Raw genomic sequence first — 25,173 nt, 5'->3', positions numbered from 1 at the left:
GACCGGCGACGGCCTGATCGCCGTCACACCGTCGCCACCGAGGCCCACCCCCGGTCGGCGAGGTCGTCCCACTCCAGGACACGGTCGGCGACGGCGTCCAGCAGCGCGAGGTCGTGCGAGATCGCGAGGACGCCGATGCTGTCGCGGCGCACCCGATCGATCAGCAGGTGCCAGAGCCGGGCCTGGGTGAGGGCGTCGAGGCTGGCGCTGATCTCGTCGGCGACGAGGTAGCGGGGCGCGGTGAGCAGCGCGCGGGCGAGGTTGACCCGCTGCAGCTCGCCCCCGCTCATCTCGTGCGGATAGCGGTCGAGCCAGCGCGGCGAGACCAGCTGCGGGTCCACGGAGGCGAGGGCCGCCGGGTCGGCTCCGGTCTCGGCGAGGGACGCCCGGATCCGGACCCGTGGGTCGAAGGCCCGTTCGGCGTGCTGCAACACGAGCTGGACGGGGTTGGGTCGGCCGCGGCCCGGCGCCGGTGGCTCGCCGTCGGCGAGGATGCGACCGGACGCGGGCCGGAGGAACCCGGCGACGAGCCGGGCGAGGGTGCTCTTGCCGGTGCCGCTCGGCCCGTGCAGGCCGAGGATCGCACCCGGTGGGATCCGCAGGTGGGCGCCGTCGACCACCCATGGCAGCCGCGGACCGTAGCGGAACCGGACAGCATCGACCTCGAGCATCACGCCTCCACCGGGAGCCGGAAGCCGTGCGCGGGCAGCGCCTGCCAGAGGGCCCGCGTGTACGGATGGGTCAAGCATGCGCCGTCGCCGGTGAAGTCGGCGGGATCGGCGGTGTCGACGGTGCGGCCGTCGCGGCAGATGACGACGCGGTCGGCGACCTCGACCGCACCGGCGAGCTCATGGGTGATCAGCACGACGCCTCGGCCCTCGTCGGCGAGCGCCCGGAAATCCGCAAGGACCGCGCGTACGGTGTCGGCGGGCAGCCCGGGCGTGGGTTCGTCGGCGAGCACGAGCCGAGCCCGGCCCATCGTGGACATCGCCAGCAGGACCCTGCGCGTCATGCCACCGGACAGCTCGTGCGGGTACCGGCGAGCCACGTCGGGCTCGAGCCCGCGACGGGCGAGGGCGTCGGCGGCCGCGACCCGGGGGGCGGCGGCACCCGCGAGCCGGGCGGAACGACGCACCTGGCTCCCGACCGTGGCGACCGGGTCCAGGAAGGTCACGGACTGCGGCAGGATCGTGATCGCCCGTCCGGCGAGCCGTCGCCGCGCCCGCGGGGCGACGGGCTCGCCGTCGAACCGAACGAGGCCGGTCTCGCGGGCGTTGGGCGGCAACATGCCCAGGACGGCGTGCGCGAGCAGGCTCTTGCCGGCACCACTGGCCCCGACCAGCGCCACGACCTCGCCGGCCCGCACCGCGAGGTCCATCCCGGACAGCGCGGTGACGGTGCGTCTGCGCAGGCCGCGTTCGTACTGCCGGAACGAGACGACGAGGTTCTCGACGGACAACAGCTCAGGTCCGGTCACAGGTGGTGGCTCCTCGGGTCGACGAGGGCGCGGGCGTTCTCCCCGATCGTGTCGACGAGCTTGACGACCACGAGCAGACACAGACCGGGCAGCAGCGCCAGCCACCATGCCCCGGCGGTGAGGTAGCGCATCGACTCGGCCAGGAGCACCCCGATGGACGGCTCGGCCGGATCGACGCCCAGTCCGAGGAACGACAGCGCGGCCTCGTGCAGGATCGCGTGCGGGAACAGCAGCACGGTGCCGACGGCGACATGCCCCAGCAGATGCGGGAGGACGTGCCGGCGGGCGATCTGGGTGCGGGTGCGGCCGAGCTGACGGGCAATCTCGACGTGGTCGGAGGCGATGACCTGGCGGGCCTGGCCGCGCAGAACCCGGGTCAACGTCGGCCAGTGGGTGACGGCGACGGCGATGATCACGGCCTGGGTGCCGCCGCCGAGCGCGAAGGCCAGCAGGATGAGCAGGACCAGGTGAGGCAGCGCGAGGAACAGGTCGACCAGCCAGTTCACCGCCCGGTCGACGACGCCACCGAAGATCGTCGCCGCGGTGGCCAGCGCGGTGGCGACGACGGCGGACAGCACGGCCGCCGAGGTCCCCACGACGAGCGAAAGCCGCAGCCCCGCGAGAGTGCGATCGAGCAGGTCGCGGCCGAGGCGGTCCGTACCGAACGGGTGCGCCGCGGACGGGCCGAGGTTGCGGTCGGCCAGGCTGGTCTGCTGGGCGGCGTCGGCGACCAGGCCGCCGACGACGACGACGCCGACGACGACGGTCAGCGAGACGACGATCCAGAGGATCGTCCGGGTGCGACGGTCGGCAAGGCGCCGGGCGGCAGGAAGAGCGGCGATCGCGGTCATCGGGCCTCCGTCGGCACGGTTCCGGCGACCGGTGGGCCGTCCGGGGCCGGGGCGGCGCGGTGGCGGCGACCCGATGGGCGGATCCGGACACGCGGATCGAGTCGACTGTGCACGAGGTCTCCGAGCTGGTTGCCGACGAACACGAACACGGTCGTGAACAGGGCGATCCCGAGCAGCAGCGGAACGTCCTGCGCCAGCGCCGCGGCCGTGGTCGCGGCGCCGAGGCCGGGATAGGAGAAGACCTGCTCGGCGAGGATCGAGCCGCCGAACAGCTCGCCCAGCGACGCGAACTGAAGCAGCAGCGCGGGAGCGACGGCGTTGCGCAGCACCCGGTGAACCACGACACCGAGGCTCGACTCCCCCTGCGCCCGGGCGAACGCGACGTGGTCCGCGGCGAGCGCCTCGACGACGGCCTGGCGGGTGTGCAGCACCACCGGGGCGACGCCGATCACCGACAGGGTGAGCGCGGGCAGGAGCAGATGGTGCAGCCGCTCCAGGAGGGTCACGTCCCCGGCCAGGGTGCCCACCGGGACCGCGCAGCACAGTGGGGTGACGCCCCAGGCCACGGAGAACACGTAGAGCAGCAGCAGGCCCACCCAGAACGTCGGTGCCGAGGCCAGGACGTAGGCCCACCACGTCACGACACGGTCCGCGAGCCGGCCCCGCCGGACCCCGGCGAGCACGCCGAGCGCGAAGCCAAGGATCCCGGACAGCAGCCAGGCCACCGCCATCAGCGCCAGGCTGGCGCGGAACGTCTCCCCGATCACCTGCGTGACCGGCGCGTTGAAGGTCGCCGAACGGCCGAGGTCGCCGGTCGCAACGTTGCCCAGCCAGTCGAAGAACCGCTCCAGCGGCGGGTCGTTCAGGCCCCAGCGCTCGGCGATCTGTGCGCGCTGCTCGGGGCCGATCGCTGCGATGTCGGCACCGACGTAGGCGTTCACCGGATCCACCGGGGAGGCCGCCATCAGCGCGAACGACGCCACGGCGACGGCGAACAGCAGCAGGACCAGCCGGACGAGACGCCCGCCAAGACTCGTGAGCAGCACGTCAGCAGGACCAGCGCCAGCCGGTGATCCCGGCGGTGATGGGCCAGCCGTGGCCGTGCGGCTCGATCTGCGGGCGTCCGATGTCCAAACAGGAGTTGACGTAGTAGGTGTGCTTCAGGTTCACCAGCCAGGCCCAGGCGGCGTCGGCGCTCGGGCCGAAGCCGGCGCCGTCCGCGTCGAGCTGAGCGGCCCGCCAGTGCTGGTCGGCGACAGCCGGGTCGGTGGCCCGCATCGCCGCGTCGAGGTGCGCGTCCACGGCGGGGTTGGCGTAGAAGCCGGGGTTCCAGTACTCGGTTCCGGCCCGCTTCGAGGAGTACAGGTTGTACATCTCCGTCGGGTCGTGGCTGCCCCAGCCGAACAGGATCGCGTCGGCGTGCAGCCGGGTGTTGATGACGTCCCAGCTCTCCCCCTTGGCGGTGACCGCGATCCCGACGGGCTTGAGCTGGTCGGCCACCGCCAGCGCGAGCCCCTGCCGCAGCGAGTCGGAGGACGGATAGATCAGCGTGAACGCCGCGGGGGTCCCGTTGCGCTCCCGGATCCCGTCGCCGTTGGTGTCGACCCAACCCGCGGCGTCGAGGATCTGCCGGGCCTTGGCCGGGTCGTTGCCGGCGATGGCGGACCGCGGCTCGTACCAGGGCAGCCCGTCGACCGGGCCGGTCGCGGGCGAGCCGAAGCCCTCCAGGACCCCGTCCACCAGCTGCTGACGGTCGATCGCCCAGTTCACGGCCTCACGGATGGCTCGGTCGGAGGTGACGTTGTTGCCGATCGGCAGGCCGTCGGTGGTCTTCGTGCCGGTGTCCGGCACATAGGGGAACACGATCCCCCGGTTGTCGACCGAGGGCACCGGCACCAGCCTCATTCCGGGCACCTGGGCGAGAGCCAACGAGGAGGGCACCGCGGCCATGTCGACCTGACCGGCCTGCGCGGCGGCCATCGTGGCGTCCTCCTCGGTGAACTGGAAGACGATCCGGGAGAACGCGGGCTTGGTGCCGTAATAGTCCTCGTTGCGTTCGACGATCAGTTGCTGGCCGCGGTCCCATTGGACGAACGTGAACGGGCCCGAGCCGATCGGCTTGCTCGCGTAGTCCGGGCCGTGCGCGTGCTCGGGCACGATGCCGAGCGAGACGAGCCGGTTGACGAAGGTGCTCTGCGGCGCGCTCAGCCGCAGTTCGACGGTGTCGGCATCGACCGCGACCGCCTCCTTCAGCGCGGTGACGTCGGTCAGGCCGCCGCTGCGGCTCGCGGTGTTGAAGGTGTAGGCGACGTCCTGCGCCGTGACCGGGGTGCCGTCGCCGAATTTCGCATCGCCACGGATGTCGACCGTCCACACCAGCCCGTCGGGGCTCACCCGGTACCCGGTCGCCAGGTCGTTGACGATATTCATGTCCGCGTCTCGGGCGAGCAGGGTCGACTGGAACAGCGGCGAGCCGTAGCGGCCCCAGCCCAGGGTCGGGTCGTAGCCCTCCGCGGACTCTCCGCCGATCGCGAGCCGCAGCTCGGCGGGCGCAGGCCCGCCGGTACCGCGCTCCGCGCTGCCGCACCCCACCAGGGCAGCGGCTGCGGCGACGACCGCCACCCATCGTGCGGCCCGACGTACTCCCCTGCCTGCCATCGTGCGGCTCCTGCGTTCGGCGACGTGACTGTTGCATCTAATCTGTAATCGCAACATATTCGCAAGAGACAATTCGGACAGCCCGGACGCTCCGGCCACAACGGCCCGGTCGGTCCGAGGTCTCGCGCGCCGGCCGCCGGCGGAACGGAGACACCTTCGCTCGGCGGCAACCGGCACATCATTTGCCCAGTTGTTCAGATGCGGCTACGTTTAGCATCCGATACGTCGATCGACGATCGTCAACGGACGGGAGGAGGCCGGATGGCATCGCAGGAACGGGTCCGGGGGAAGGTCATCGACGCGCACAGCCACATCGGGACGATGGAGCCCTGGCGCTACTACAACCTCAAGGAGCCGGTGCGCCCCACCGTCTACGAGTTCGAGAACGCCAAGGGCTACCTCGACCACATCAACGCGCTGGGCGTCGAGCGCGGCCTGGTGCTGCCCAACTACGGCATCCCGGTTCAGGAACACGGCTTCTCGCTGAACCCGTTGATCCTCGACTCGGTTGCCGGGGACGAGCGCCTCGTCGGCGGGCTGTGGGTGTCGTTCCTGCCCGTCAACAAGGAGCGCACCCTCGCCATGCTCAAGCACGCCGGCGAGTCCGGCATCGTCGCCCTGAAGACGACATTCCTGCTGGGCGGCAACCCCGACCCGGCCACCTGGGACGAGGACACCCGCGAGATCGCCGAGGCCTGCTTCGCCGCCTGCGAGGCCCACGATCTGGTGTTCCACTTCCACACCAGCGCCGGCGGGTCCTCGGACATCAACAACTTCGTGCCGATGATCGAGAAGTACGGCAAGCGGATCAAGATCTACCTGGTGCACTTCGGCGGCGGCGTCTCCGGCCACATCAAGCTGGTCCCGCAGTTCCTCGACTGGGTCGAGGAGGGTTACAAGGTCTACTGCGACACCACCTGGACCATCGGATTCGGCGCCCGCTGGCTGCTCGACGAGATCGAGAAGCGCGGCGTCGGCGCCGACCGCGTGCTGTTCGCCAGCGACGAGCCGTGGAGCGACTTCTGGAGCGAGTACTGGAAGATCTACGGCGCCCCCGTCGGCGACGAGCTGAAGGAACGCGTCCTCTGGCGCAACTACGAGGAACTCTACGGCGACCGCACCCGCCGCTGACGCCGGAATCGTTCAGCGCCGGGCGGCCACCCATTCCCCGTCGCGATACCGATCGCCCTCGTCGCCGTGGCGAAGCTGTGGAACTCCGGTGTCGGATGGGGGTCCGGCTCCGCCTTGGTGGCAGCCCGGCGCGCTCGACTGGCCCGGATGTGCTCCTGAGGCAGGCGCGTGACGTTCTGCGCCACGAACGCGAAGTCTTGGGGGAACCCCGTCGGGGACGGGAGACTGAAGCCGAACATGCCTGCCGGCAGCGGCTGGTAGATCAGGTTGATCGGGCGCTCGCCGGGCCGGCGGAGGTCTTCGAGGAGCTGGCGCGCCGTCTGGCCGCACGGGAATGGGACGACGCGGCCGAGCTGTACGCCGCCGACGTCGAGATCACGAACCGGTTCTCCCCCGACGGGCCCATCACCAGCAGGGGCCGCGACGCCGTTCGCGAATTCTTCACCGGTCTCGGCGGTCGACTCGACAGCCTCACCGTCATCGACGCGGCCCTGACGCCCGGTGCCGATCCGGAGATGCTCACCGCCGAGTTCTCGTTCGCGGCCACGGCAGGAGGCGGCGGTGTTCACTTCAGCCTGCCTGCGGTGTTCGTCATGCGCGTTCGGAACGGTGAGATCGTCGCTTCCCGCGACTACATCGGTCCGCGACAGGTCTAAGTAGACGGTATGGAGGTCCGCGCGGGGGCCTCCAAGCCGGTGACCTTGGTGACGATCCGGTGACGGGTCGTCACACGACATATTTGGTGCACGACGGTCTGATATCCGCCCTAACCGTTCGGAGCCCCATGATGCGCCGTGCCGCGCCCACCCTGATCGCCCTCGCCTTGAACCTTGCTCGTCGCCGCCTGCTCAGCTGACACGGCGCCGACGATCCCCGCGGGCCCACCCCCGCCATCGGTGGTCCCTGCGACCGCGACAGCCCATCCGACGTTCGGCGACCAGACCACCAACTCCCGCGGCAACCTGAGCAAGAGCATTGGGCAGCCCGCGGCGATGTTGAACGCCGCGGGTGACCGGACCGTCGAGTTTCGGGTGGACGCGATCCGGACCGGCGCCAAGTGCGCCACCAACGGCTACACCGAGAAGCCGCAGAACGGGCAGTTCGTCGCGCTCGACATCTTCGCGACGACCCACCCGGTCTTCGACCCGACCTCCGACGACGCCGAGTTCCTGACGGCCGGGTATGCGTGGCCGGTGGTGACCGCGGACGGAATGCGGCACATCGTCGACACCACGCCTGCGTGGAGCTGCTCGCCGCCGAATCGCAAGAACCTCGGCGGGCTACGGGGGTTGACCGTGCAAGGCACCGTGTACCAGTTGGTGATCAACCCCGCTGAGTCAGCGGTCGAAGTTCGGACTGAAAGGAGGATATTCCCAGGTCAGAACTGGTGCGCCCGAAGGGATTCGAACCCCTAACCTTCTGATCCGTAGCCGCGTGAATTAGATCCTATGTGGACCTACGGACTCGTTCGCGCAGGAAACGTCTAGGTCAGACCCTCCAAATCCCGCCCCGTCCACGCAGTCTGTGAGACGAGTGTGAGACGGGCGGCCCCGGGCACGGTGACTAGGACACCGGCCGGGGCCTTGATCGGAGAGAGGTTCCGACCCGTGAACAGTGTCCAACACGACCCCACCCCACCCGTGTGCCCGCCGTGGTGCGCGACCCATCAGGTCACGGTTGACCCAGTCGACGGCACACGCTTTGTCACCCATCGCGCGCTGGTGACCGCCGCCGCCGGGCGACGGCTCGACATCGAGCAGACCGTCACGATCCACCCCGACAGTCGTGTGCAGACCAGCCCTGCGCTCGTGGTCGTCGACGGCCGCCCCGACGACGCACTGACCGTCGACGAGGCACGGGAGTTTTCCGCCGCGCTCTCGGCGGCCGCCACCCTCGTCGCCGGGGGTGCCCGGTGAGCCTCGCCTGCGTGCTGCTAGTGGTCGCGGTGTGGGCGTTGCTCGCGCTGCCGGTGGCGCTGATCTGGGGGCGGGGCCGCTGCCGCCACGCACCCCGCCAAGTGTTCCCGACCGCCCGGCCCGCGGGTGGCGAGCTCGTGGTCCACCACGTCGTGCAAGTGGTGCACGAGCACCACATCACGCACGAGCACGTCTACCGCGGGTGGATCGAGCGCCGCCCGGCCGCCCTCGACGTGCCCCGGATGGTTGTCCCGGTGGCGCGGGAGGTGGGCCGGTGAACCGCCCCGACCAGTACGTCACCGCCCCAGCCGACTGGGGTGACCTGAAACTGCTCGCCGCTGTCGTCCGTGACCTGCGCGGCCGGCTCAACGAGGCCGGGCGGGCCGTGTTGGAGGCGGTGCTCGACGAGCGCGGGGTGGAGGTCGAGCGGTGACCGCCCGCTCGGGGAGCCGCCCCGCACAGAGCAACACAGCGCCCGCTGAGATGCCCGCAGAGGCCCTGGCTCACCGGGGAGTGGGTGAGGGGCTGGCCGAGGCGCTCCCGGTGGACCCGCCCGCGCCGCCGAAGACGGTGCACGCCACGGTCACCGGGTGGGCGACCGCAAAGCACCGACCGATCGTGCCCGCCTATCTGCGCAGCCGGAACGAGGCGCGCCAGCTGGCCGGGTGGCTGGCCCGACACGGCGCCCATGTGGTCGGCTACCAGCTGAGCCGCACCCCGGTCTACGGGGCCCGGTTGGTGGTGCGCGCCCCGGCCGGGCTGCTGGTCGCGCTCGTCGCTGTGTGGCGGTGGGTGTTCGACGCCGAGGCCGCGCCGCTGCGCGCCGACGCGGTCGGCCGCAACGCCGCCGCCGAGTACCTGAGCCTGTCGCGGCAGCGCAACACCCGGGTACGACAGCGTGGCCTCGCCGCCGCTGCCGGGCTGGCCGTTCTGCTGGTCGCGGCGGTGCTGGTCGCCACGGTCGGGCCGTGGTGGCTCGCCACCCTCGCGGCGCTCGTCGCCGTGGCGGTGTTGGGCAAGCTGGGCACACCACCCGATCGGCGAGTCACCGACCCGGCCACCGTCGCCGCGTCGGCGCCGCCCCGGCTGACCGCCGACGTGGTCACCCGGGCGTTGCAATCGCTGGGCATCGCCGCCATGTCGGCGAAGGGCGCCACGATCGGCTACGTCGCCCCGATCACCCGCGACGGCCCCGGGTGGCGCGCCGAAGTGGACCTACCGCACGGGGTGACCGTCGCCGATGTGGTCGAACGCCGGGACCGGCTCGCCTCCGGGCTGCGCCGGCCGCTGTCGAGCGTGTGGCCCGAACCAGCCGCCGACCAGCACGCCGGCCGCCTGGTGCTGTGGGTGGGTGACCAGCCACTCAACGCCGTCAAACCCGCGGTGTGGCCGCTGACCAAGGCCGGCGCGGTGGACCTGCTGGGCGGGGTGTTCCCGTTCGGGGTCGACCAACGCCAGCGTCCGGTCACGATCAGCATGGCGGAGACCAACGCCCTGATCGGGTCCCTGCCCGGCGGCGGCAAGACCTCGGCGGTGCGGGTGCTCGCCCTGGCCGCCGCGCTCGACCCGCACGCCGAGATCCGGGTGGCCGAACACAAAGGGTCCGGGGACCTGTCCGCGCTGGAACGGGTTGCGCACCGCTACGTGTCCGGGCCGGCTGACGAGGCGATCGCGGCCACGGTCGAGAGCCTGCGCGAACTGCACGGCGAGCTACAGCGCCGCGCCGAGGTCATCGCCACGCTGCCGCGCCAGCTCGTCCCGGACGCCAAAGTCACCCCCGAGTTGGCCGGCCGCCGGTCGCTGCGGCTGTGGCCAATCGTGCAGATCATCGACGAGGCCCAAGAAGTTTTCGCCCACCCCGAGCACGGCGACGAGGCCGGCCGGCTCGCCGAGAAAATCATCAAACGGGGCCGCGCGCTGGGCATCATCCTCGTGCTGGCCACCCAGCGCCCCGACAAGGACTCACTGCCCACCGGGGTGAGCGCAAATGTGGGGGTGCGGTTCTGCCTGCGAGTGATGGGACAAGTCGAAAACGACATGATCCTCGGAACCTCGGCGTACCGAAACGGGGTGCGAGCAACCCTGCTCACCCCCCGCGACAAGGGGATCGGCTACCTCGTCGGGGCCGCTGACGAGCCGCTCGTGGTCCGCACCTACTACGTGGACCGGCTCGCCGCCGAGCGGATCACCGAACGCGCCCGGGTCACCCGTGAGCAAGCCGGCACCCTGACCGGCTACTGCGTCGGCGACGAGCCGCCGCTCACCCCCGAGGCGTCGCTACTCGACGACCTGCGCACGATCTTCGCCACGATCGAGGTCGACAAAGTGTGGTCGGAGACAGTGTGCGAACGGCTCGCCGAACTGCGCCCCGAGCACTACCACGGGTGGGGACCCGAGCAGCTCGCCGCCGCGCTGCGCCCCTACGGCATCCACACCGGGCAGGTGTGGGGCCGGCTCCCGAATGGGAAGGGAGCCAACCGGCGCGGGCTGACCGTGGCCGATGTGCTCGCCGCGGCCGAGCGTCCACAGATCGGTTCCTAGCGGCCGGGGGTGCTAGATCTAGCAGGCCCGCTAGCGTCCCGTACGGTCGCTGACCTGGGCGTCTAGCAGCTAGCACCCCTGGCCAGCCGCCACGTGCTGAGCGTGTCGCTGGCCAGGGGCTGCCCCGGCAAACCCGCTAGACCGTCGTTCCGCGACGAAGGAGAGCCGCCCGTGACCGACACCTACACACGCGCGCTGCCCCCCGCTGTCCGGGTCAGGCCGCGCCGCTACCTTCCCCACCGGCGCCGGCCTCGATGATCCGCCCGTCGGCGATGTGCCGTCCCTGGCCGTCGGCCGCGATGTCGGCGGCCAGCCACGCCTTGCGCAGCGACCGCGGCACCTCGGGTCGGCCTGCCCCGGTCACCTGGTCCAGGGGCGGCGTCCAGGCGTCGGTGTCGCGGTCGGCCGCGTCCAGCGCCCGGATCGCGGCGGTCTCGGCCTCGTCGAGCGTGACCCGGTCACGCAGGGTTTTCGCCTCCGCCTTGGGCAGGACGGCGATCAGCGCCTGGTCGATCTCGGTCAGCAGCGACCCGAGGTGGTGCGGTTCGGGTACCCCGGCGCGGATACCGCCGTCGGTGCCGACCCGGCTCGCGGCGTAGGCGGGTAGTTCGGCCCGCAGCGCCCGCAGGGTGGGCACGTCCCCGGCGGCCCGGGCGGCGGCGATGAGCTCACTGACCTGCCGGTTCACGCCCAGCTGGGCGGTCACCCGCTGCCAGGCGCGGTGTTCGCGCAGCTCGTCGAGCAACTGCTGTTCAGTGCTGCGCGGGTCGGGAGTGTTGGCCAGCCGGTCACGTAGCCGGCCGGCCGTCGCGGTGGTGGCGCGCCGCAGCTCACCCAACGCGGTGGTCGCGGCGTGCTGGGCGGTGGTGAACGCGCGGCGCACCGCCTCGGCGCCAGCCTCCACCGGGTCGATCCCGTAGGCGGCCCGCAGCGCAGCCAGATAGGCGGTACAGGCCTGTGCGACCTGTTCGGGCACCCGGCGCAGCGCGTCGAGATCCTCGCGGGCATCCATCGCAGCCCCCCACTGGTCAATCATGACGTTTTACCTCTTACCTCTCTGTTAGGTGGCCCGGTCGGCGCTCAGGCGCCGCCGAAGGCCTGTTATGGGGTCTCACCAGCCGTCGCCGGTCATCTCCCCGTCCGGCGCGTCGATCCACGAGACCGACTCGATCGGCCACGGCCGCCGCGGCAACCGCACCCCGGCCGGGGTCGACACCGTGTCCGTCTCCGGTTGCCGGTGCGGGTCGTCGTGCCCGTCCCGCAACCGGCCGGTCTGCACACACGACACGGCCTGCATCGCGGCCATGGCGAGGTCGTCGTGTCCGGCCCGTTCCGGTACCGCGATCCGCAGCCCACCAGCCGACGTTTGCTCGAATTGCAGCCCGCGTAGCTGTTTCAACAGTTCCGGATGCCGCGGCAGAATCAACCGGTCCGACTGCAACAAGGTTTTGATCTTACTGAACCCGGACGTTTTCCGGCGCTGATCGGTCCACACCGGACGAACCTGGGTGCCGCACCCGTTGCGGCGCAACCGATCCTGCAACTCATCGGTCGGGTACTGTCCGACGCCGTTCACCTCGGACGCGATGACCCGCAGCCCGAACCGGCCGGCCACCCCACCCACCCGATCAATAAACGCCGAATACGGCATCCGGTGATGCACCTCAAGCCACGGAATGAACAGCCGCCAGCGCAGATCCTCCGCCCGGTCCGGGTCCAGCACCGACACCACGACCAAGGCGTTGCCGTCCCGGGCAAGACCCCAGTCCACACCGCCCACCGTCGGCCACAACCGGCGCCGCGACCGCGGAATCGTGCCGGGGTCGGTCAACGTGTAGTCCGCCGTCGCGGCCATCAGCTCGCCCTCGCTGAAATAGGCGCCCGCCTCGTCCGGCCACTCGGCCAGATACTCGCGGTCGAAGTAGTCGGCCGGCTCCCGCTGCCGGATCTGCGCCAGCAACACCGCATCCGTCAGCGGGCTGATGGCCGACGGCCAGTGCCACGATTCGACGTGCTCATCAGGCGAGTCCATCCCGCGCTGCCACAACGCCCGAAAGAACGCCTCCGGCCCGCCCCACGGCGACGACGCGAGGATCACCCGCGACCCGGGGCGAGCAATGATCGACGGCTCCGCCGCCCGCCACAACTCGTCGCCGATGAACCCCGCCTCGTCCACGATCAACAAATCGACCGGCCAGCCCCGGATCTGCCGCTGACTCGCAGGCACCGACAGAATCCGCGACCCGTTCGACCAGGTCAGGGTGGCTTTCGACTCGTCGACCACACCGCCCGCCAGGGCACCGGACGCCAGATCCGCGCAGTCAGCGAGCAGCCGTTTCGACGCTTCCTCGCCGGCCGACACGAGCAGCACCAGTGCGCCCCGCCGGGTCGCGGCGGTGTGCAGCGCCGCCGTCGCCAGGGTGGCGCTCTTGCCGGACTGCCGACCCGCGCACACCACCCGATACCGGGCCGGCGAGCGCAGCAACTCGCGCTGGTGATCCCACAGCGGGCGGCGCAGCACGCGGGCGGCGAACTGCTCGACGTCGAGAGCCTCTGAGATGACCTCCGGCGTGCTCACCGGCTAGCCCCCTTCCCGCCATCCTCGGACGGTGCCGAACGACCGCCCACGGCCGCATCGGGCGCCGATGCGGCATCCCGGTCCCGCTGCTCAGCCGCGCGGGTCAGCAGCTCCACCAAATCGACCCGCTGCGCCGTCACGTCCCGGCCCAACCGGGCCCGGGACAACGGATCGAGCCCGAGGCGCTGCCGCTGCCGGGCGGCTGACGCCTCCCATAAACGCAGCTGCTCCAGCACCGACCCGACCCGACGGGCCCGCGTCCGGGTCCGGGCGCCGCCCTCGAACTTCTCGGTGTCGGTGGTTGAGTCCACCGTCGACACCATCCACGCGTCGATGTCTTGGGCGTCGAGCCACGTGCCGAGCAGATGCACGATCGCCTCTGAGCGGGCCCACGACCGGACGGCCGCCGTGTAGGCGGGATCGTCGAGGTAGCCAGGCCAGGCCGGATCGGTGCGGGCGGTCTGCTCGATCTCGGCGGCCACCTTGGAGACCCGGCGCTCCGAGTTCGCGCCGTGCGTCAACGCCGCGGTGTTGCCCGGCCGGAACGGGGGGCGCTGCCCGGGAAACGCCGGAGTCCAGTCTTGGTCAGCCATCGCCGCCCGCCTCGACGAGCCGGACCTGCCCCGCGCACAACGTGCAGGGGTCCCCCCGCCAGGCCATCGCCTCCCGTGTGGAGCCGGTCGGCGCGTAGTCGGCGAGGAACGCACTCAGGGCGCGGACGAGGCTCTCCGCCCCCCGTGGTAGACCCTCGTGCTCGTCGGCGAGCCGCTCCAGCTCGACGAGCGCACCACCGAGCCCCCACGTTGCGGCGAGGTCGAACAATGCCCCGTGACCATCGAAACCACTTGATCCCGCATCAGATGACAATCCGTTGACCTGCGGATACTCGGTGCCTCTCACGCGTATCTCACGCTCCGTTCGTGTGGTGCGCGACGAGGAACAGGTGGTCCCGCGCGGCGTTGTGTGATCTTGAAAACGAACCGGCGACAGCCGGCCCCCGCCCGGTTCGCGTGTCCACCTTGAGGTGGTTGGGATGGATCTCGTACCGCTCGGTGGGGCGGCCGGGCCCGTCTTGCCGGTGTTCGGCGAGCACTGCCTCGATGGTCGACGAGGACGGCGGCATCGCTTTGTCTCTGCCCTCACGACAGAAACGACAGAACGACAGAACGCGCTGACCTGCAGCGATGTGTGGCGATTCCGTCGTTCTGTCGTAGAGGTACGACGTAATGGAATCGCCGTTTTCGCAGGTCAACGGATTGTGTCGTTCTGTCGTTTCTGTCGTCATGCGTAGTACCTGACGGCCCGTCGGCCGGGTCCGGTCCGCTGCTCGGTTTCCTGCCGGATGCGCCCGTCCTTGATCAGTTCGGCGAGCACTGCCTCGATCTCGGCGACCGGTTTGTTCCTCTCGTAGAACCCGCGGGTGATCTCCGATTTGGTTCGCCCGGCCTCGCCGGCGGATGCGATGAAGGAGACGAGTGGGTCGAGGTCGGCCGCAGCGACGTGAGGGCCGAACAGCCATTCCGCCGTGTCCTCCGCGTACGTCCAGATAGCGAGGGCGGCGGCGATGTGGGGGCGGTCGATGACCGGCGAGCGGTCGGCGAGGGCGTAGCAGAGTGCGATCCGTAGAACCTGCGGGGCGGCGCGGGCGAGGATGGTCGCGACCGGCCCGTCGGGGCGGGAGCGGCGCAGATGGGCGTAGCTGGCGCGCCACAACTCCCGGGCGTCGTCGGTCTGCTCGACCTCGCCGGCCCGGGAGCCGCGGTCGATGGCCTCCGCGAGGGCTGGCCCGTACTCGGCGAGTAGTTCGGCGGGCAGGTTCCCACCCTCGGGTAAAAGCTTGGTGCGCCGCGATGCGACCGGCAGGAACCGGTTCATGGTGCCGCCGAGCATGGCGGCGTCGTCGAGCTTGAGCCGAAGCTCGCCGGGGGTCGCGTGCCCGACCACAGTGACGTGCGGGCGGGTGGCGTGCAGGGGGCTGTGGCGGGTGAGGGTCTGGAGGTTCTCCCCATCCCAGGCCGCACGCAGTGTGCGCGGGAGCGTGGACCCGTCGCGACGGCCGACGGCGAGGGTGCCGACGAACTCTTCTTCAACGACTAGGAGCCGCTTGTCGTCGACGCCGCCGGGGTCGTCTTCGTCGACGGGGTCACGGACGAGTTCGATCAAACCTTCGCCGGTGGACAGGCCGGACACCTGCCGTGGCAGGTCGACGAACACGAGGGAGTCGATCGGCCCGCGCAGCGCCCCGTCTTCGGGGCGGGCGGGGATCGCGGCGCGGAACAGGGCCCGGACCACGCCGAAGGAGGTGCCCTTAGCGCCGTCGGAGGTCTTGCCGAGCACGAGCGGGTACAGGCGGGCGGCATGCTCGCGGTTGTCGACCTTGATGTGTGCGCCGGCGCCGATCGTGCAGCCGAGGACGGCGAGGAGCTGCACGAGGATCGGCACCGGGTGGGCCTCGGTGTGCGGGGCGACGGCGGCCACGATCTTGCCGGGCAGCCCGTGGAGGGCGGCGTCGTCGAGTCGGGGGAACGGCGCGACGGGGATCGGCTCGTCGTCGAGTAGCGGTGTGGTCCGCCCGGGGAGTGTCTGCGGCGGCTTCCCGTCGAAGTCGAGGTTGTGCCGCACCATCGCGAGCGCGTCGTCCTGGTCGTCGATCAGGTCTGCGAGCGGGTCCGGCTGATACCGGGTGTAGATGTCGCGCAGCTTGGCGAGCGCCTCATCCCAGGTGACTGGGTAGTTGCAGTCCGCTGGGGCCTGCTCGTGGTGGTGGGCCTCCGGGATCTGCCCGAGCGGCTGCACGCAGTCGAGCCAGCGAACCCGGAAAAGGGTCTCAGCCTCGGTGAGGCTGAGGCCTTTGTGGCGCAGCCGACCGGCGTAGGAGACGAGCGCGTTGTGTCGGTCACCCCACCCGATGCGGCCGGTGTGGTCTCGGCCGGCGGTGCGGGTGGGCGCTGTCGTGTCGTCCTCGGCTGGCCGTGCTGGCTTCTCTTTGATGGCGGTGGCGAGCCACGCGGGCAGTTCGGCAACCTCGGCGTGCGGGTCTTCTGCCTCGTAGACGTGTCCGCTGGCGTGGACGGAGCCGGCGGCGACGACGTAGCCGCCGCGGCCGCGCACGTTGACGTGACGGCCACGGAGCGCGCCCTCACTATTGCCGTGCTCGAGCCCCGCCGGGGTCGTGAAGTACCAGTGCCAGCCGCGGCCGGTGCGAACACGGTAGGTGCTCGGGAGGGTTTCGCCGCGTTCGGCGGCGAACGTTTCGAGCGCGCCGAGCATGTCCTCGTCGAAGACGATCAGCCCCGACGGGCCGCAGGCGACGCCGATGTTGCGCGGCCCCCTGTTGAACCAGTGTTCCAGCTGTTTGTCCGCGGGTTCGGTGGCGGTGGCGGTCGTGAAGGCAACGGCGGGGTGTTTGCCGCGCTGCCCGTCGCAGGGGGTGGTTTTGTGTAGGCCGACGCAGTCCGGCGACAACGGGCTGTCGACGGGGAAGGGACGCCAGCCGCGGTTTCGCGCCGCGACGGCGTGCTGGAAGCTCACGGGGTGCCCTCGCTCGTGTCGGCGGGCCACCATCGGCAGTGCTCGCACACCCCGGCCATCAGTGTCATGGGGCCCGCGGAGACGCACACGGGGCGGATCCCGTCGTGGTGTTCGGGTCCGGTGGTGATGTGCCCGCAGCCGTCGCAGGTGCGGTCCGCGGTCGAACCTGGCCGGCATGTCAGAAGTAGCGTGCACGCGGTGCAGGCGACGGTCCCGGGTCGCCACGCGGCCGCCATCACCGGCCGGGGGCGGTCGGGGTGGGGGTTGTGCATGCAGGTGGATGCGGTGCCGACCTGCCAGGCCGCGAGCGCGCGCAGCAGCGCGAGCACGATCCATTTGGGGAGGGTCGCGGCGGCGTCGGTGAGGTAGCGGTAGCCCGTGAGGGTGGCGAGGCGCTGGTTGGCCCGATCGGTGTCGGCGGTGGCGGCGTCGATCTGGTCGCGCAGCGCCACGGGGAGCTGTCGCTGCGTCTCCGCCAGCACGGTTTGACCGGCGTGGCCGGCGCGGATCAGCCGGTACGTGCTGTCGGCGAGCTGCACAACCTGGGGGGTGTAGGCGTCGCATGTGGGTGTCGTCATCGGGTATGTTCCGTTCGTCGCGTTGTTGTTGGTTGCGGGGCCGGGCGTGGGTGCGCCCGGCTTCCGTGTTTCATGGGGTCTCCAGTGCGGCGATGATCGACGCGGTGATGACGCGGTAGCGTCCGCCGACTTTGAGGACGCGGGCGGGGAACGCGTCGCGGCCGGCCAGCTCGTAGCCGTGGGAGCGGCTGATTCCGAATGGGCGGCACGCCTGCGGAATGTCGACGGTGGCGGGCCACTTTTTGATCTCGTCGAGCGTGGGGACGTCGGGCGCATCCGCTGCGCGCGCCTGGTCGAGCAGATCGGGCATCTGGACCTTCCTCATGCAAGGTGAAGTTGGATTATCCGGAGCCAGGCCGAATAATCCGGCGCAACGTCAGCATGGCACGACGCTGGGAGAACGCGCAAGGACGGCACAGATTGCCAGTTTTTCCGGAGTGACGTAGCTTGACGTCGTGCCTGAATCTCGCCCCAAGCCCTGGCCCGAGTCACTTGCCGCCGCTGTCGGTCAGCGCGTCGCCTACTACCGCAGGGAGCGGGGCCTGACGGCGCAGCAGCTCTCCGACGAGCTGAAAACGCGCCTGGGAGTCAACATGAAGCGCACCGTGCTCGGCGGGCTGGAGAGCGGGGCCCGTAAGGCCGTGGGTCTGGCAGAGATTCTGGCGATCGCTTACGTCCTGGGAGTGCCGCCGCTGCTGCTCATGACCCCACTCGGCGAACGGGCCGACATCGAGTTGCTCCCGGGGGTCGACGCCGACCCGTGGGATGCGGCTCAGTGGATCACTGGCGAGGGCAAGCCGCCCAGCGGATCACCCGACGCACTGTGGCGCCGAAATGCCGACCTGCTAACGCTCTACCGCGAGCACACGGCGAAAGAAGCCGAGTGGCGGGCACAGACGCGCATACCCCCCGACCTCTCGCCCGAGGAAGCTAACCGACTGTTCGAGCGCGCGGCCGCCCGGCGCGCCGAGATCGAGGATGCCCTGCGGTACATCCGACGCTCTATCCGTGGCCGCGGTGACCTGCCGCCTGCGCTACCACCGGAGCTAGCGCACCTTGACGCCGACGAGCCGGAGCCGCGGCTACGCCCGACCGCCGACGTCGTGCCAGCTCGGAGCAATGAGGCGGAGAGCGAACGAGTGCTAGCTGAGGTCCGGTTGCGACGCCAGACCCGACGAAAGGATGGGAGCACGGGTGAGTGACCCGATAAAGAGAATCGTCTTGAAGGACGGCAGGATCCGATATCGGTTCGTCGTCGACGTCGGCCGCGACCCGCAGACCGGTAAGCGGATGCAGCTCACGCGGACGTTCGACACGTTGCGGGAGGCGCGCGCCGAGCGGGCCCGGATGATCTCGGAGACCGCGCAAGGCACGTTCGTGCGGCCAAGGAAAGTCACTGTCGCCGAGTACGTCGATGAGTGGCTCGTCGGCGCCACGCGCAACGTGCGGCCGTCGACGGCACGTTCGTACCGCGACGCGCTCGCCCCGGTGCGCGAGCGGCTCGGCGCGCGGAAGCTCCAAGACCTCACCAAAAGCGACGTTGAGCAACTGGTGACGTGGATGGCGACGGCCGGGCGCAAACGCGGCGGCAAACCCGGCACCGGGCTCGGGGCACGGTCCATCCGGCTCACCCTCGGCCGGCTCACCGCCGCGTTGGAGATGGCGCAGGCTGAGGGCCTCGTCGTGCGCAACGTCGCAAGGCTGGTCACCCCGCCGAGGTACGTGCCGGCTGAGCGGGAGACGTGGACCGCTGAGGAGGTGCAGCGGTTTCTCGGCGAGGCGGGCAAGGATCGGCTGCATGCCGCCTGGCGGCTCTCGCTCTACGGGCTGCGCCGCGGCGAGGTGCTCGGGCTGCGGTGGGGTGACGTGGATCTCGACGCTGGCACGCTGTCGGTTCGTGGGGCACGCGTGCTGGTTGAAGGGCGCGTGCTCGAGCAGGCCCCGAAAACCCGTAACGGGGTGCGCACCCTGCCGATGGACGGGGAGCTGCTCGCCGCGCTCAAGGCGCTCCGGGCAGCGCAGGCTCGGGAGCGGCTCGCCGCGGGTGAGGCGCACGAGTCGAGCGGGTGGGTTGTCGTCGACGAGCTGGGCGTACCGGTGCATCCCGAGTGGTACTCCGACGAGTTCGGACGGGTAGCGAACCGGGCGGGGGTGAAGCGGATCGTGCTGCACGAGGGCCGGCACACCGCGCTCTCGCTGATGGAGAAGGCCGGGGTGCCCATCTCTATCGTGTCCCGCTGGGCGGGCCACTATGACGCGGCGTTCACTTACCGGCAGTACGTGCACGCCGACCACGCCGAGGATCTGGCGGTGGGCGCCGAGATGCTCGGACAGCTCTACAAGATCAACTAGCGAGTGTGAGAAATCGGTGAGAAACCGGGCCTAGAAACGACTCAGGCCCTCGCCTCGCCGAAGCGAAACAAGGGCCTGACCTGGGCTTTCTCTGTGCGCCCGAAGGGATTCGAACCCCTAACCTTCTGATCCGTAGTCAGATGCTCTATCCGTTGAGCTACGGGCGCGTGCTCTTCAGTTGTCCGGTCGCAACCGACCCGGGAGTCGGCCACGCCAGCGCGGAGGCTCCGGGATTTGAACCCGGGATGGGGGTGACCCCAAACCGCATTAGCAGTGCGGCGCCATAGACCAGACTAGGCGAAGCCTCCCGGGGCCTCTCGGCCTCCAGCACGGCTAAGAGTACACAGCGCCCAGGAACGGGTTCAAAGCGGCCCGTCCCCGGGCGCCGCGATCAGGATCTGGCCAGGTCGAGGAAGGGCGCGAGGGCGTCGGGGTTCTGCAGCGCGCCCCGGCTCACCGCCTTGTCCGGGGCGACGCCGGCGAGGATCTTCTTGACCGGAACCTCGCACTTCTTGCCGTTGAGGGTGCGCGGGATGGCATCGACGACGACGAATCGGTCGGGAACGTGGCGCGGCGACAGCTCCGAGCGCAGTGCCTTGCGCAGGCCGGGCTCGACGTCCTCCAGCGCGACACCGGGCGCGAGCACCAGAAAGCACAGCAGCGCACCCTCGTCGCGGGCGCCGAGTTCGGTGGTGTCGATCACCAGCGAGTCCGCCACCTGCTCGAAGCCCTCGACGACCGCGTAGAAGTCGGCGGTGCCCATCCGGACCCCGCCGCGGTTGAGCGTCGAGTCCGACCGGCCGTAGATCACATACGAACCGCGCGGGGTCAGCCGCACCCAGTCGCCGTGCCGCCACACCCCGGGGAACTCGTCGAAGTAGGCCTCCCGCAGCCGGGTGCCGTCCGGGTCGTTCCAGAACGACACCGGCATCGACGGCATCGGCTTGGTCACCACGAGCTCGCCGACCTCGTCGATCAGCTCGTGCCCCTTCTCGTCATAGGAGACCACCGCCGCCCCCAACGCAGCGCAGGAGATCTCCCCCAGCCACACCGGCACCGTCGGGGCGGCTGCGACGAACGCCGCGCACAGGTCCGTCCCGCCCGACACCGAGCAGATCTGGATATGCGCCCCGACGGCGTCGCCGATCCAACGAAATCCCTCCGGCGACAGCGGCGCCCCGGTCGAGCCGATCGCCCGCAGCCCCGAGAGGTCGAGCTCCTCGCGCGGGCGCAGGCCCGCCTTCAGGCACGCCTGGATGAACGGCGCCGAGGTGCCGAAGAAGCTCACCCGCTGCGCGGCGGCGAGGCGCCACAGCGCCGCGAGGTCGGGGTGGCCGGGGTTGCCGTCGAACAGCACGATGGACGAGCCGACCAGCAGCCCGCCGATGAGGAAGTTCCACATCATCCAGCCGGTGGTGGTGAACCAGAAGAACCGCTCACCGGGCCCGAGGTCGCACTGCAGCCGCAACGCCTTCATGTGCTCCAGCACGATGCCGCCGTGCCCGTGCACGATGCCCTTGGGCAGCCCCGTGGTGCCTGAGGAGTACAGCACCCACAGCGGGTGGTCGAACGGCACCGGCTCGAACTCGAGTGGCCCGGGCTCGGCGGTCAGCTGAGCCCACGGCAGCGTCTGCTCCAAATCCCCGTCACCGAGGTAGGGGACCAGGACGGTCGCGCGCAGCGTCGGGAGCTGCCGCTGCAACGCGGACACGGTCGAGCGAATGTCGTAGCGCTTGCCGCCGTACACGTATCCGTCGACGGCGAGCAGCACCGACGGCTCGATCTGCGCGAACCGGTCGTGCACGGCGCGCACGCCGAAGTCCGGGGAGCACGACGACCACACCGCGCCCAGGCTCGCCGCGGCCAGGAACATCACCAGCGTCTCGGGCGAGTTCGGCGCCAGTGCCACCACCCGGTCGCCGCGTCCGATACCCAGGCGCACGAGCCCGGCCCGCGCTCGGCCCACCAGGTCCCGCAGCTCAGCATGGGTGATGATCCGCTCGATCCCGTCCTCGCGGATGAACACGATCGCGACGTCGCCGTCCTCGCGGCCTGGTCCAGGAGTGAGCGCATGCTCGGCATAGTTCAGCGTCGCCCCGGGAAACCACTCCGCTCCGGGCATCGAGGACGACCCGAGGGTCGCGCTCGGCGCGTCGTGGAAACGGACCCCGAGGAACTCCGCGGCCGCAGACCAGAACCCCTCGATGTCACGCACGGACCAGGCGTGCAGCGCCGCATAGTCATACTCGGGCACGTCGACGCCGCGATGCGCGCGCACCCAGCGGGTGAACTCGGCGATGGCGGTCTGCTCGACCGTGTCCGGGTCGGGCGTCCAGAGAACGTCGGGGGTTCCGGTTGACATAACAGGCAGCATCCCCTGCCCGAACCTCGGCGCGCCAGGCCCCGTCGGAGACCTACCGCAGGTGCGAGTCGAACCAGTTGAGCATGCGCTGCCAGGCGTCGGCGGAGGCCTCCGGATCGGCATCGAACCGGTACCCGGACTGCGGATAGGTCACCAGGTTCGTCGCGACCCCCGACGACTCGGCCGCCGCACTCAACCGCTGCAACTCGGGATCGGTCGTCCCGTCTGCGGGCGTGCCATAGATCCCCAACCACGGACACGTCAGCCCCGGCGCCGCCGCCACCAGCGAGGGCAACCCCTCGGACAACGGCGAGCTGATCCCGCCGCCCGCCACCGTGACGGCGGCACCCAGCGTGCGTTTCGCCGCGACCAGCAGGGCCACCGACCCTCCGAGGTCGAAACCGACGACGCCCATCCGATCGGCGGTGATACTGCGTTCGGCGAGCCAGCCGAACGCCGTGTCGGTGTCGGCCATGACCTGCTCGCCGTCGAGGCGGTTGATCTGATTCCGCACCTGCTCGTCGGTCTCGGCCGGATCGAGTACGTCAGCACCGTCGCGGTGGTACAGGTGCGGCGCGACGACAAGCCAGCCGTCGGCGGCGATGCCGGCCACCAGGCGGCGCACGCTGTCGGTCACCCCACGAGCCTCGTGCAGGACGACGATGCCGCCACGCACCGAACCGACCGGTTCCGCCACGGTGAGCCGTAGCTCACTGCCGTCGACCAGGGGTACGGTCTCCGTCCGGATCTCGGTCATGCCGCCAAGCGTCGCACGCCCGACGCCGCCGTACCGATCCGGTCTACGGTGAACGTCATGAGCCTGATCCGCGCCGACCTCGACAGCCTGCCGGCCTACGTACCAGGTCGCGCCATTCCCGGCGCGATCAAGCTCTCCAGCAACGAGGTTCCACTGCCGCCCCCGCCCTCGGTGCTCGCCGCGGTGGCCGAGGCGGCCGCGACCGGCAACCGCTACCCCGATCTCGTGGTCGGTGCGCTCACGGCGCGGCTGGCGAGCGAGTTCGGCGTCGACCCGGGCCGGATCGCGGTCGGCTGCGGCTCGGTGAGCCTGTGCCAGCAGCTCGTGCAGATCACCTGCCGAGAGAGCAGCGACGAAGTACTGTTCGCCTGGCGCTCGTTCGAGGCCTACCCGATCGTGACCCGGATCGGCGCGGCCACCGCTCGCACCGTGCCGCTCACCGAGGACTTCCGGCACGACCTCGACGCGATGGCCGCCGCGGTCACCTCGAACACACGCTTGATCATGGTGTGCAGTCCGAACAACCCGACCGGCACAGCGGTGAGCCGCACCGAGTTCGAGCGGTTCCTCGCCACGGTGGGGCCCGACGTGCTGGTCGCGCTGGACGAGGCCTACCACGAGTACGTCACCGATCCGGACGCCGTCGACGGGCTCGCCCTGGTCGACGCCCACCCGAACCTCGTGGTCCTGCGAACCTTCTCCAAGGCCTACCGGCTGGCCGGACTGCGGGTGGGCTACGCCGTGGCCTCGGCGGATGTGGCACAGGCGCTGCGCAAGGTCTGCTCGCCGTTCAGCGTGAGCTCGGTCGCTCAGGCAGGCGCGATCGCCGCGCTGGAGGTGAAGGACGAACTCCTGGCGGCGTGCGCGGAGGTCGTCGACGAACGGGTACGGGTGCGCGAGACGTTGCTCGGCGCGGGTTACACCGTCCCACCCACCCAGGCGAACTTCGTGTGGGTCGCGTTGGGCGAGCAGACCGCGGCGTTCGCGGCGCACTGCCTCGAGCAGAAGCTGATCGTGCGGCCGTTCGCCCCGGACGGGGTGCGGGTCACGGTCAGCACCCCCGAGGAGAACGACCTGCTGCTTGCCGCCGCCACCACGTTCACCGGCTGATCGGGGTTCGCCGGCTGATCGGCCCCGGACGCACGACGGCCCGGATCGGCCATGGCCGATCCGGGCCGCGTCGCTGCGCGGTTCAGCTCTTGATGGATCGCTTGCTGTAGACGCTGGCCACCGCACCCACGGCGACGAGCGCGACGATGAGCTGGATGATGTGCTCCCACCAGTCGATGCCCGGGGTGTCGGCGATGCCGATGAGGCGGGCGATCCACGTACCGATGTAAGCCGCCACGATCCCGACGACGATCGTCAGCCAGAGCGGGATGTTCTGCTTGCCAGGCAGGATCATCCGGGCCAGTACGCCCAGGATCAGGCCGATGACGATGGCGCCGATAATGCTGCCGATCATTCTGTTCTCTCCCGACGTTGATCGGATCGCGTCCGATGTCGATCCGCGTCGGCCCTGGTTAGCACAGGTCTACGGGAACCGCAGCACGACGGAGCCAGTGGTCGCTCAAGAGTTATCGGGCCGTTTCCGTGCGTGTCATCCTTCGAGGACATACCCGGCACCTCGGACGGTTCGGATTCGTTCCGGACCGATCTTTCGACGGAGATAGGAGATGTAGACCTGAACCAGATTGGCCGAGGCCGGCTCGGACCACACCTCCCTGGCCAGTCGCCCTTGTGAGACGACGGCACCGGGTTCGGCGAGCAGCGCCATCAACAACGCGAACTCGGTGGGCGACAACGCGACCGGTTGGCCGTCGACCGTCACCTCACCGAACTCGGTGTCGACCGCGATCTCGCCCTGGCGCAGCACGGCCGCGGCCGTTTCGGCGCCGAGCCGCAGCCGGAGCCGGATCCGGGCCGCCAGTTCGTCCATGGCGAAGGGGCGCAGCAGATAGTCGTCACGGTCAGCGCGCAGCAGGCCGAGCAGAGCGCTGCGGCGCTCTCGCGGGGTCACCGCGATCACCGGAACATTCGGCGCCTCGGACTGCAGTGCGGTGAGCACCGCGGTCTGGTCGGGGCCGGGGAGCTCGACGTCGAGCACGACGAGCGCCAGGTCGCCGCAGCGCACGGCGTCGAGGACGCCGATGCCATCGCTGACCAGGGTGACCCGCACCCCTTCGGAGCGAAGACCGCGCAGCACGGAACCCGACGCCGCCGTCGGAGGCAGCGCCAGCAGGACATGGTCGTACGGGGGCACGGACGAGCGCGCCGGCACGGATGTGGGCACGACCGTAGACGCACCCCCCGGGGGAGCAGCGGGGAGCATCGCCGCAAGCTTCTCGCGCGAACCGCTAAATAACAATCGGCTAACGGTACGACCGGCGGTGGTTGCGCGACGAACGGTCAAACCTGAGAGGAGCGGTGCTCCGTTCGGT

27 protein-coding genes and 2 tRNA genes are annotated in these 25,173 nt (G+C 70.5%); 10 read left to right on the top strand and 19 right to left on the bottom strand.

Annotation, left to right across the window (positions count from 1 at the left end; all coding sequences use genetic code 11):
• Positions 1-23: 23 nt before the first annotated feature.
• The 5 genes from ACFQE5_RS18920 to ACFQE5_RS18900 are packed head-to-tail and all read right to left on the bottom strand — an operon-like array spanning position 24 to position 4,986.
• Positions 24-671, bottom strand: coding sequence for an ABC transporter ATP-binding protein (locus ACFQE5_RS18920; RefSeq protein ID WP_379586816.1), 648 nt, complete (start codon positions 669-671; stop codon positions 24-26).
• Positions 671-1,477: an ATP-binding cassette domain-containing protein gene (locus tag ACFQE5_RS18915; RefSeq protein ID WP_379586814.1), complete on the bottom strand. Its 807-nt coding sequence runs from the start codon at positions 1,475-1,477 to the stop codon at positions 671-673. The genes ACFQE5_RS18920 and ACFQE5_RS18915 overlap by 1 nt, the downstream gene beginning before the upstream one ends.
• Entirely contained in the window at positions 1,474-2,328 is an 855-nt protein-coding gene (locus ACFQE5_RS18910) for an ABC transporter permease (RefSeq protein ID WP_379586813.1), read from the bottom strand. The genes ACFQE5_RS18915 and ACFQE5_RS18910 overlap by 4 nt, the downstream gene beginning before the upstream one ends.
• Positions 2,325-3,374, bottom strand: a complete 1,050-nt coding sequence (locus ACFQE5_RS18905; protein ID WP_379586812.1) for an ABC transporter permease — start codon at positions 3,372-3,374, stop codon at positions 2,325-2,327. The genes ACFQE5_RS18910 and ACFQE5_RS18905 overlap by 4 nt, the downstream gene beginning before the upstream one ends.
• Position 3,375: 1 nt before the next feature.
• Positions 3,376-4,986 (bottom strand): ABC transporter substrate-binding protein, encoded by a 1,611-nt coding sequence (locus ACFQE5_RS18900; protein ID WP_379586811.1) that lies wholly within the window; start codon positions 4,984-4,986, stop codon positions 3,376-3,378.
• Positions 4,987-5,247: 261 nt separating this feature from the next.
• Between ACFQE5_RS18900 and ACFQE5_RS18895 the strand changes: the two genes are divergently transcribed.
• From ACFQE5_RS18895 to ACFQE5_RS18865, 7 genes are all read left to right on the top strand, one after another.
• Entirely contained in the window at positions 5,248-6,117 is an 870-nt protein-coding gene (locus ACFQE5_RS18895) for an amidohydrolase family protein (protein WP_379586809.1), read from the top strand.
• A 95-nt stretch (positions 6,118-6,212) separates the two neighbouring features.
• The gene (locus ACFQE5_RS18890; protein ID WP_379586807.1) at positions 6,213-6,773 is read left to right on the top strand and encodes a nuclear transport factor 2 family protein; all 561 of its coding nucleotides are present in this window, start codon (positions 6,213-6,215) and stop codon (positions 6,771-6,773) included.
• 240 nt (positions 6,774-7,013) lie between these two features.
• Positions 7,014-7,532: a hypothetical protein gene (locus tag ACFQE5_RS18885; protein ID WP_379586806.1), complete on the top strand. Its 519-nt coding sequence runs from the start codon at positions 7,014-7,016 to the stop codon at positions 7,530-7,532.
• 192 nt (positions 7,533-7,724) lie between these two features.
• Positions 7,725-8,033 (top strand): DUF6907 domain-containing protein, encoded by a 309-nt coding sequence (locus ACFQE5_RS18880; RefSeq protein WP_379586804.1) that lies wholly within the window; start codon positions 7,725-7,727, stop codon positions 8,031-8,033.
• Positions 8,034-8,044: 11 nt separating this feature from the next.
• Positions 8,045-8,311, top strand: a complete 267-nt coding sequence (locus tag ACFQE5_RS18875; protein ID WP_379586803.1) for a hypothetical protein — start codon at positions 8,045-8,047, stop codon at positions 8,309-8,311.
• Positions 8,308-8,466 carry a hypothetical protein gene (locus tag ACFQE5_RS18870; RefSeq protein ID WP_379586802.1) on the top strand — a complete coding sequence of 53 codons (159 nt, stop codon included), beginning with the start codon at positions 8,308-8,310 and terminating at the stop codon, positions 8,464-8,466. The genes ACFQE5_RS18875 and ACFQE5_RS18870 overlap by 4 nt, the downstream gene beginning before the upstream one ends.
• A gap of 50 nt (positions 8,467-8,516) precedes the next feature.
• Positions 8,517-10,574, top strand: coding sequence for an FtsK/SpoIIIE domain-containing protein (locus ACFQE5_RS18865; RefSeq protein ID WP_379586801.1), 2,058 nt, complete (start codon positions 8,517-8,519; stop codon positions 10,572-10,574).
• A 214-nt stretch (positions 10,575-10,788) separates the two neighbouring features.
• On the opposite strand, the gene ACFQE5_RS18860 is transcribed toward ACFQE5_RS18865, so the two are convergent.
• From ACFQE5_RS18860 to ACFQE5_RS18825, 8 genes are all read right to left on the bottom strand, one after another.
• Complete coding sequence (locus ACFQE5_RS18860) at positions 10,789-11,610, bottom strand: hypothetical protein (RefSeq protein ID WP_379586800.1); 822 nt, start codon at positions 11,608-11,610, stop codon at positions 10,789-10,791.
• A gap of 75 nt (positions 11,611-11,685) precedes the next feature.
• Positions 11,686-13,152 (bottom strand): terminase large subunit domain-containing protein, encoded by a 1,467-nt coding sequence (locus ACFQE5_RS18855; protein ID WP_379586798.1) that lies wholly within the window; start codon positions 13,150-13,152, stop codon positions 11,686-11,688.
• Positions 13,149-13,745, bottom strand: coding sequence for a hypothetical protein (locus tag ACFQE5_RS18850; RefSeq protein WP_379586796.1), 597 nt, complete (start codon positions 13,743-13,745; stop codon positions 13,149-13,151). The genes ACFQE5_RS18855 and ACFQE5_RS18850 overlap by 4 nt, the downstream gene beginning before the upstream one ends.
• The gene (locus ACFQE5_RS18845) at positions 13,738-14,052 is read right to left on the bottom strand and encodes a hypothetical protein (RefSeq protein WP_379586795.1); all 315 of its coding nucleotides are present in this window, start codon (positions 14,050-14,052) and stop codon (positions 13,738-13,740) included. The genes ACFQE5_RS18850 and ACFQE5_RS18845 overlap by 8 nt, the downstream gene beginning before the upstream one ends.
• A 7-nt stretch (positions 14,053-14,059) precedes the next feature.
• Positions 14,060-14,437 carry a hypothetical protein gene (locus ACFQE5_RS18840; protein WP_379586794.1) on the bottom strand — a complete coding sequence of 126 codons (378 nt, stop codon included), beginning with the start codon at positions 14,435-14,437 and terminating at the stop codon, positions 14,060-14,062.
• Positions 14,434-16,683, bottom strand: coding sequence for a bifunctional DNA primase/polymerase (locus ACFQE5_RS18835; RefSeq protein WP_379586793.1), 2,250 nt, complete (start codon positions 16,681-16,683; stop codon positions 14,434-14,436). The genes ACFQE5_RS18840 and ACFQE5_RS18835 overlap by 4 nt, the downstream gene beginning before the upstream one ends.
• Positions 16,680-17,261, bottom strand: coding sequence for a hypothetical protein (locus tag ACFQE5_RS18830; protein WP_379586792.1), 582 nt, complete (start codon positions 17,259-17,261; stop codon positions 16,680-16,682). Before ACFQE5_RS18830 ends, ACFQE5_RS18835 begins: the two co-directional genes overlap by 4 nt.
• A 70-nt stretch (positions 17,262-17,331) precedes the next feature.
• On the bottom strand, positions 17,332-17,571 hold the full coding sequence (locus ACFQE5_RS18825) for a DNA-binding protein (protein WP_379586791.1): 240 nt from the start codon (positions 17,569-17,571) through the stop codon (positions 17,332-17,334).
• A 145-nt stretch (positions 17,572-17,716) separates the two neighbouring features.
• Between ACFQE5_RS18825 and ACFQE5_RS18820 the strand changes: the two genes are divergently transcribed.
• Positions 17,717-18,463 (top strand): helix-turn-helix domain-containing protein, encoded by a 747-nt coding sequence (locus tag ACFQE5_RS18820; RefSeq protein WP_379586789.1) that lies wholly within the window; start codon positions 17,717-17,719, stop codon positions 18,461-18,463.
• Positions 18,456-19,613 carry a tyrosine-type recombinase/integrase gene (locus ACFQE5_RS18815; RefSeq protein WP_379586788.1) on the top strand — a complete coding sequence of 386 codons (1,158 nt, stop codon included), beginning with the start codon at positions 18,456-18,458 and terminating at the stop codon, positions 19,611-19,613. The genes ACFQE5_RS18820 and ACFQE5_RS18815 overlap by 8 nt, the downstream gene beginning before the upstream one ends.
• Positions 19,614-19,707: 94 nt before the next feature.
• Here the strand turns inward: ACFQE5_RS18815 and ACFQE5_RS18810 are convergent.
• The 4 genes from ACFQE5_RS18810 to ACFQE5_RS18795 form a co-directional block, all read right to left on the bottom strand.
• Positions 19,708-19,780, bottom strand: a tRNA-Arg gene (locus ACFQE5_RS18810).
• A 52-nt stretch (positions 19,781-19,832) separates the two neighbouring features.
• Positions 19,833-19,921: transfer RNA gene (locus ACFQE5_RS18805), tRNA-Ser, on the bottom strand.
• A gap of 83 nt (positions 19,922-20,004) precedes the next feature.
• Entirely contained in the window at positions 20,005-21,975 is a 1,971-nt protein-coding gene (locus tag ACFQE5_RS18800; RefSeq protein ID WP_379586787.1) for an acetoacetate--CoA ligase, read from the bottom strand.
• A 52-nt stretch (positions 21,976-22,027) separates the two neighbouring features.
• Positions 22,028-22,732, bottom strand: a complete 705-nt coding sequence (locus ACFQE5_RS18795) for a dienelactone hydrolase family protein (protein ID WP_379586786.1) — start codon at positions 22,730-22,732, stop codon at positions 22,028-22,030.
• Positions 22,733-22,789: 57 nt separating this feature from the next.
• Between ACFQE5_RS18795 and hisC the strand changes: the two genes are divergently transcribed.
• Positions 22,790-23,842: a histidinol-phosphate transaminase gene (gene hisC, locus ACFQE5_RS18790; RefSeq protein ID WP_379586785.1), complete on the top strand. Its 1,053-nt coding sequence runs from the start codon at positions 22,790-22,792 to the stop codon at positions 23,840-23,842.
• Positions 23,843-23,924: 82 nt separating this feature from the next.
• On the opposite strand, the gene ACFQE5_RS18785 is transcribed toward hisC, so the two are convergent.
• Both ACFQE5_RS18785 and ACFQE5_RS18780 read right to left on the bottom strand, forming a co-directional pair.
• Entirely contained in the window at positions 23,925-24,197 is a 273-nt protein-coding gene (locus ACFQE5_RS18785; protein ID WP_379586784.1) for a GlsB/YeaQ/YmgE family stress response membrane protein, read from the bottom strand.
• Between the two features lie 135 nt (positions 24,198-24,332).
• A complete protein-coding gene (locus ACFQE5_RS18780) occupies positions 24,333-25,025 on the bottom strand; it encodes a response regulator transcription factor (RefSeq protein WP_379586783.1) in 693 nt (230 codons plus the stop codon).
• Between the last annotated feature and the right edge of the window lie 148 nt (positions 25,026-25,173).

The organism is Pseudonocardia hispaniensis (assembly GCF_042658695.1).
Taxonomy (GTDB): domain Bacteria; phylum Actinomycetota; class Actinomycetes; order Mycobacteriales; family Pseudonocardiaceae; genus Pseudonocardia; species Pseudonocardia hispaniensis.
This window is presented reverse-complemented; position numbering and strand designations above follow the sequence as displayed.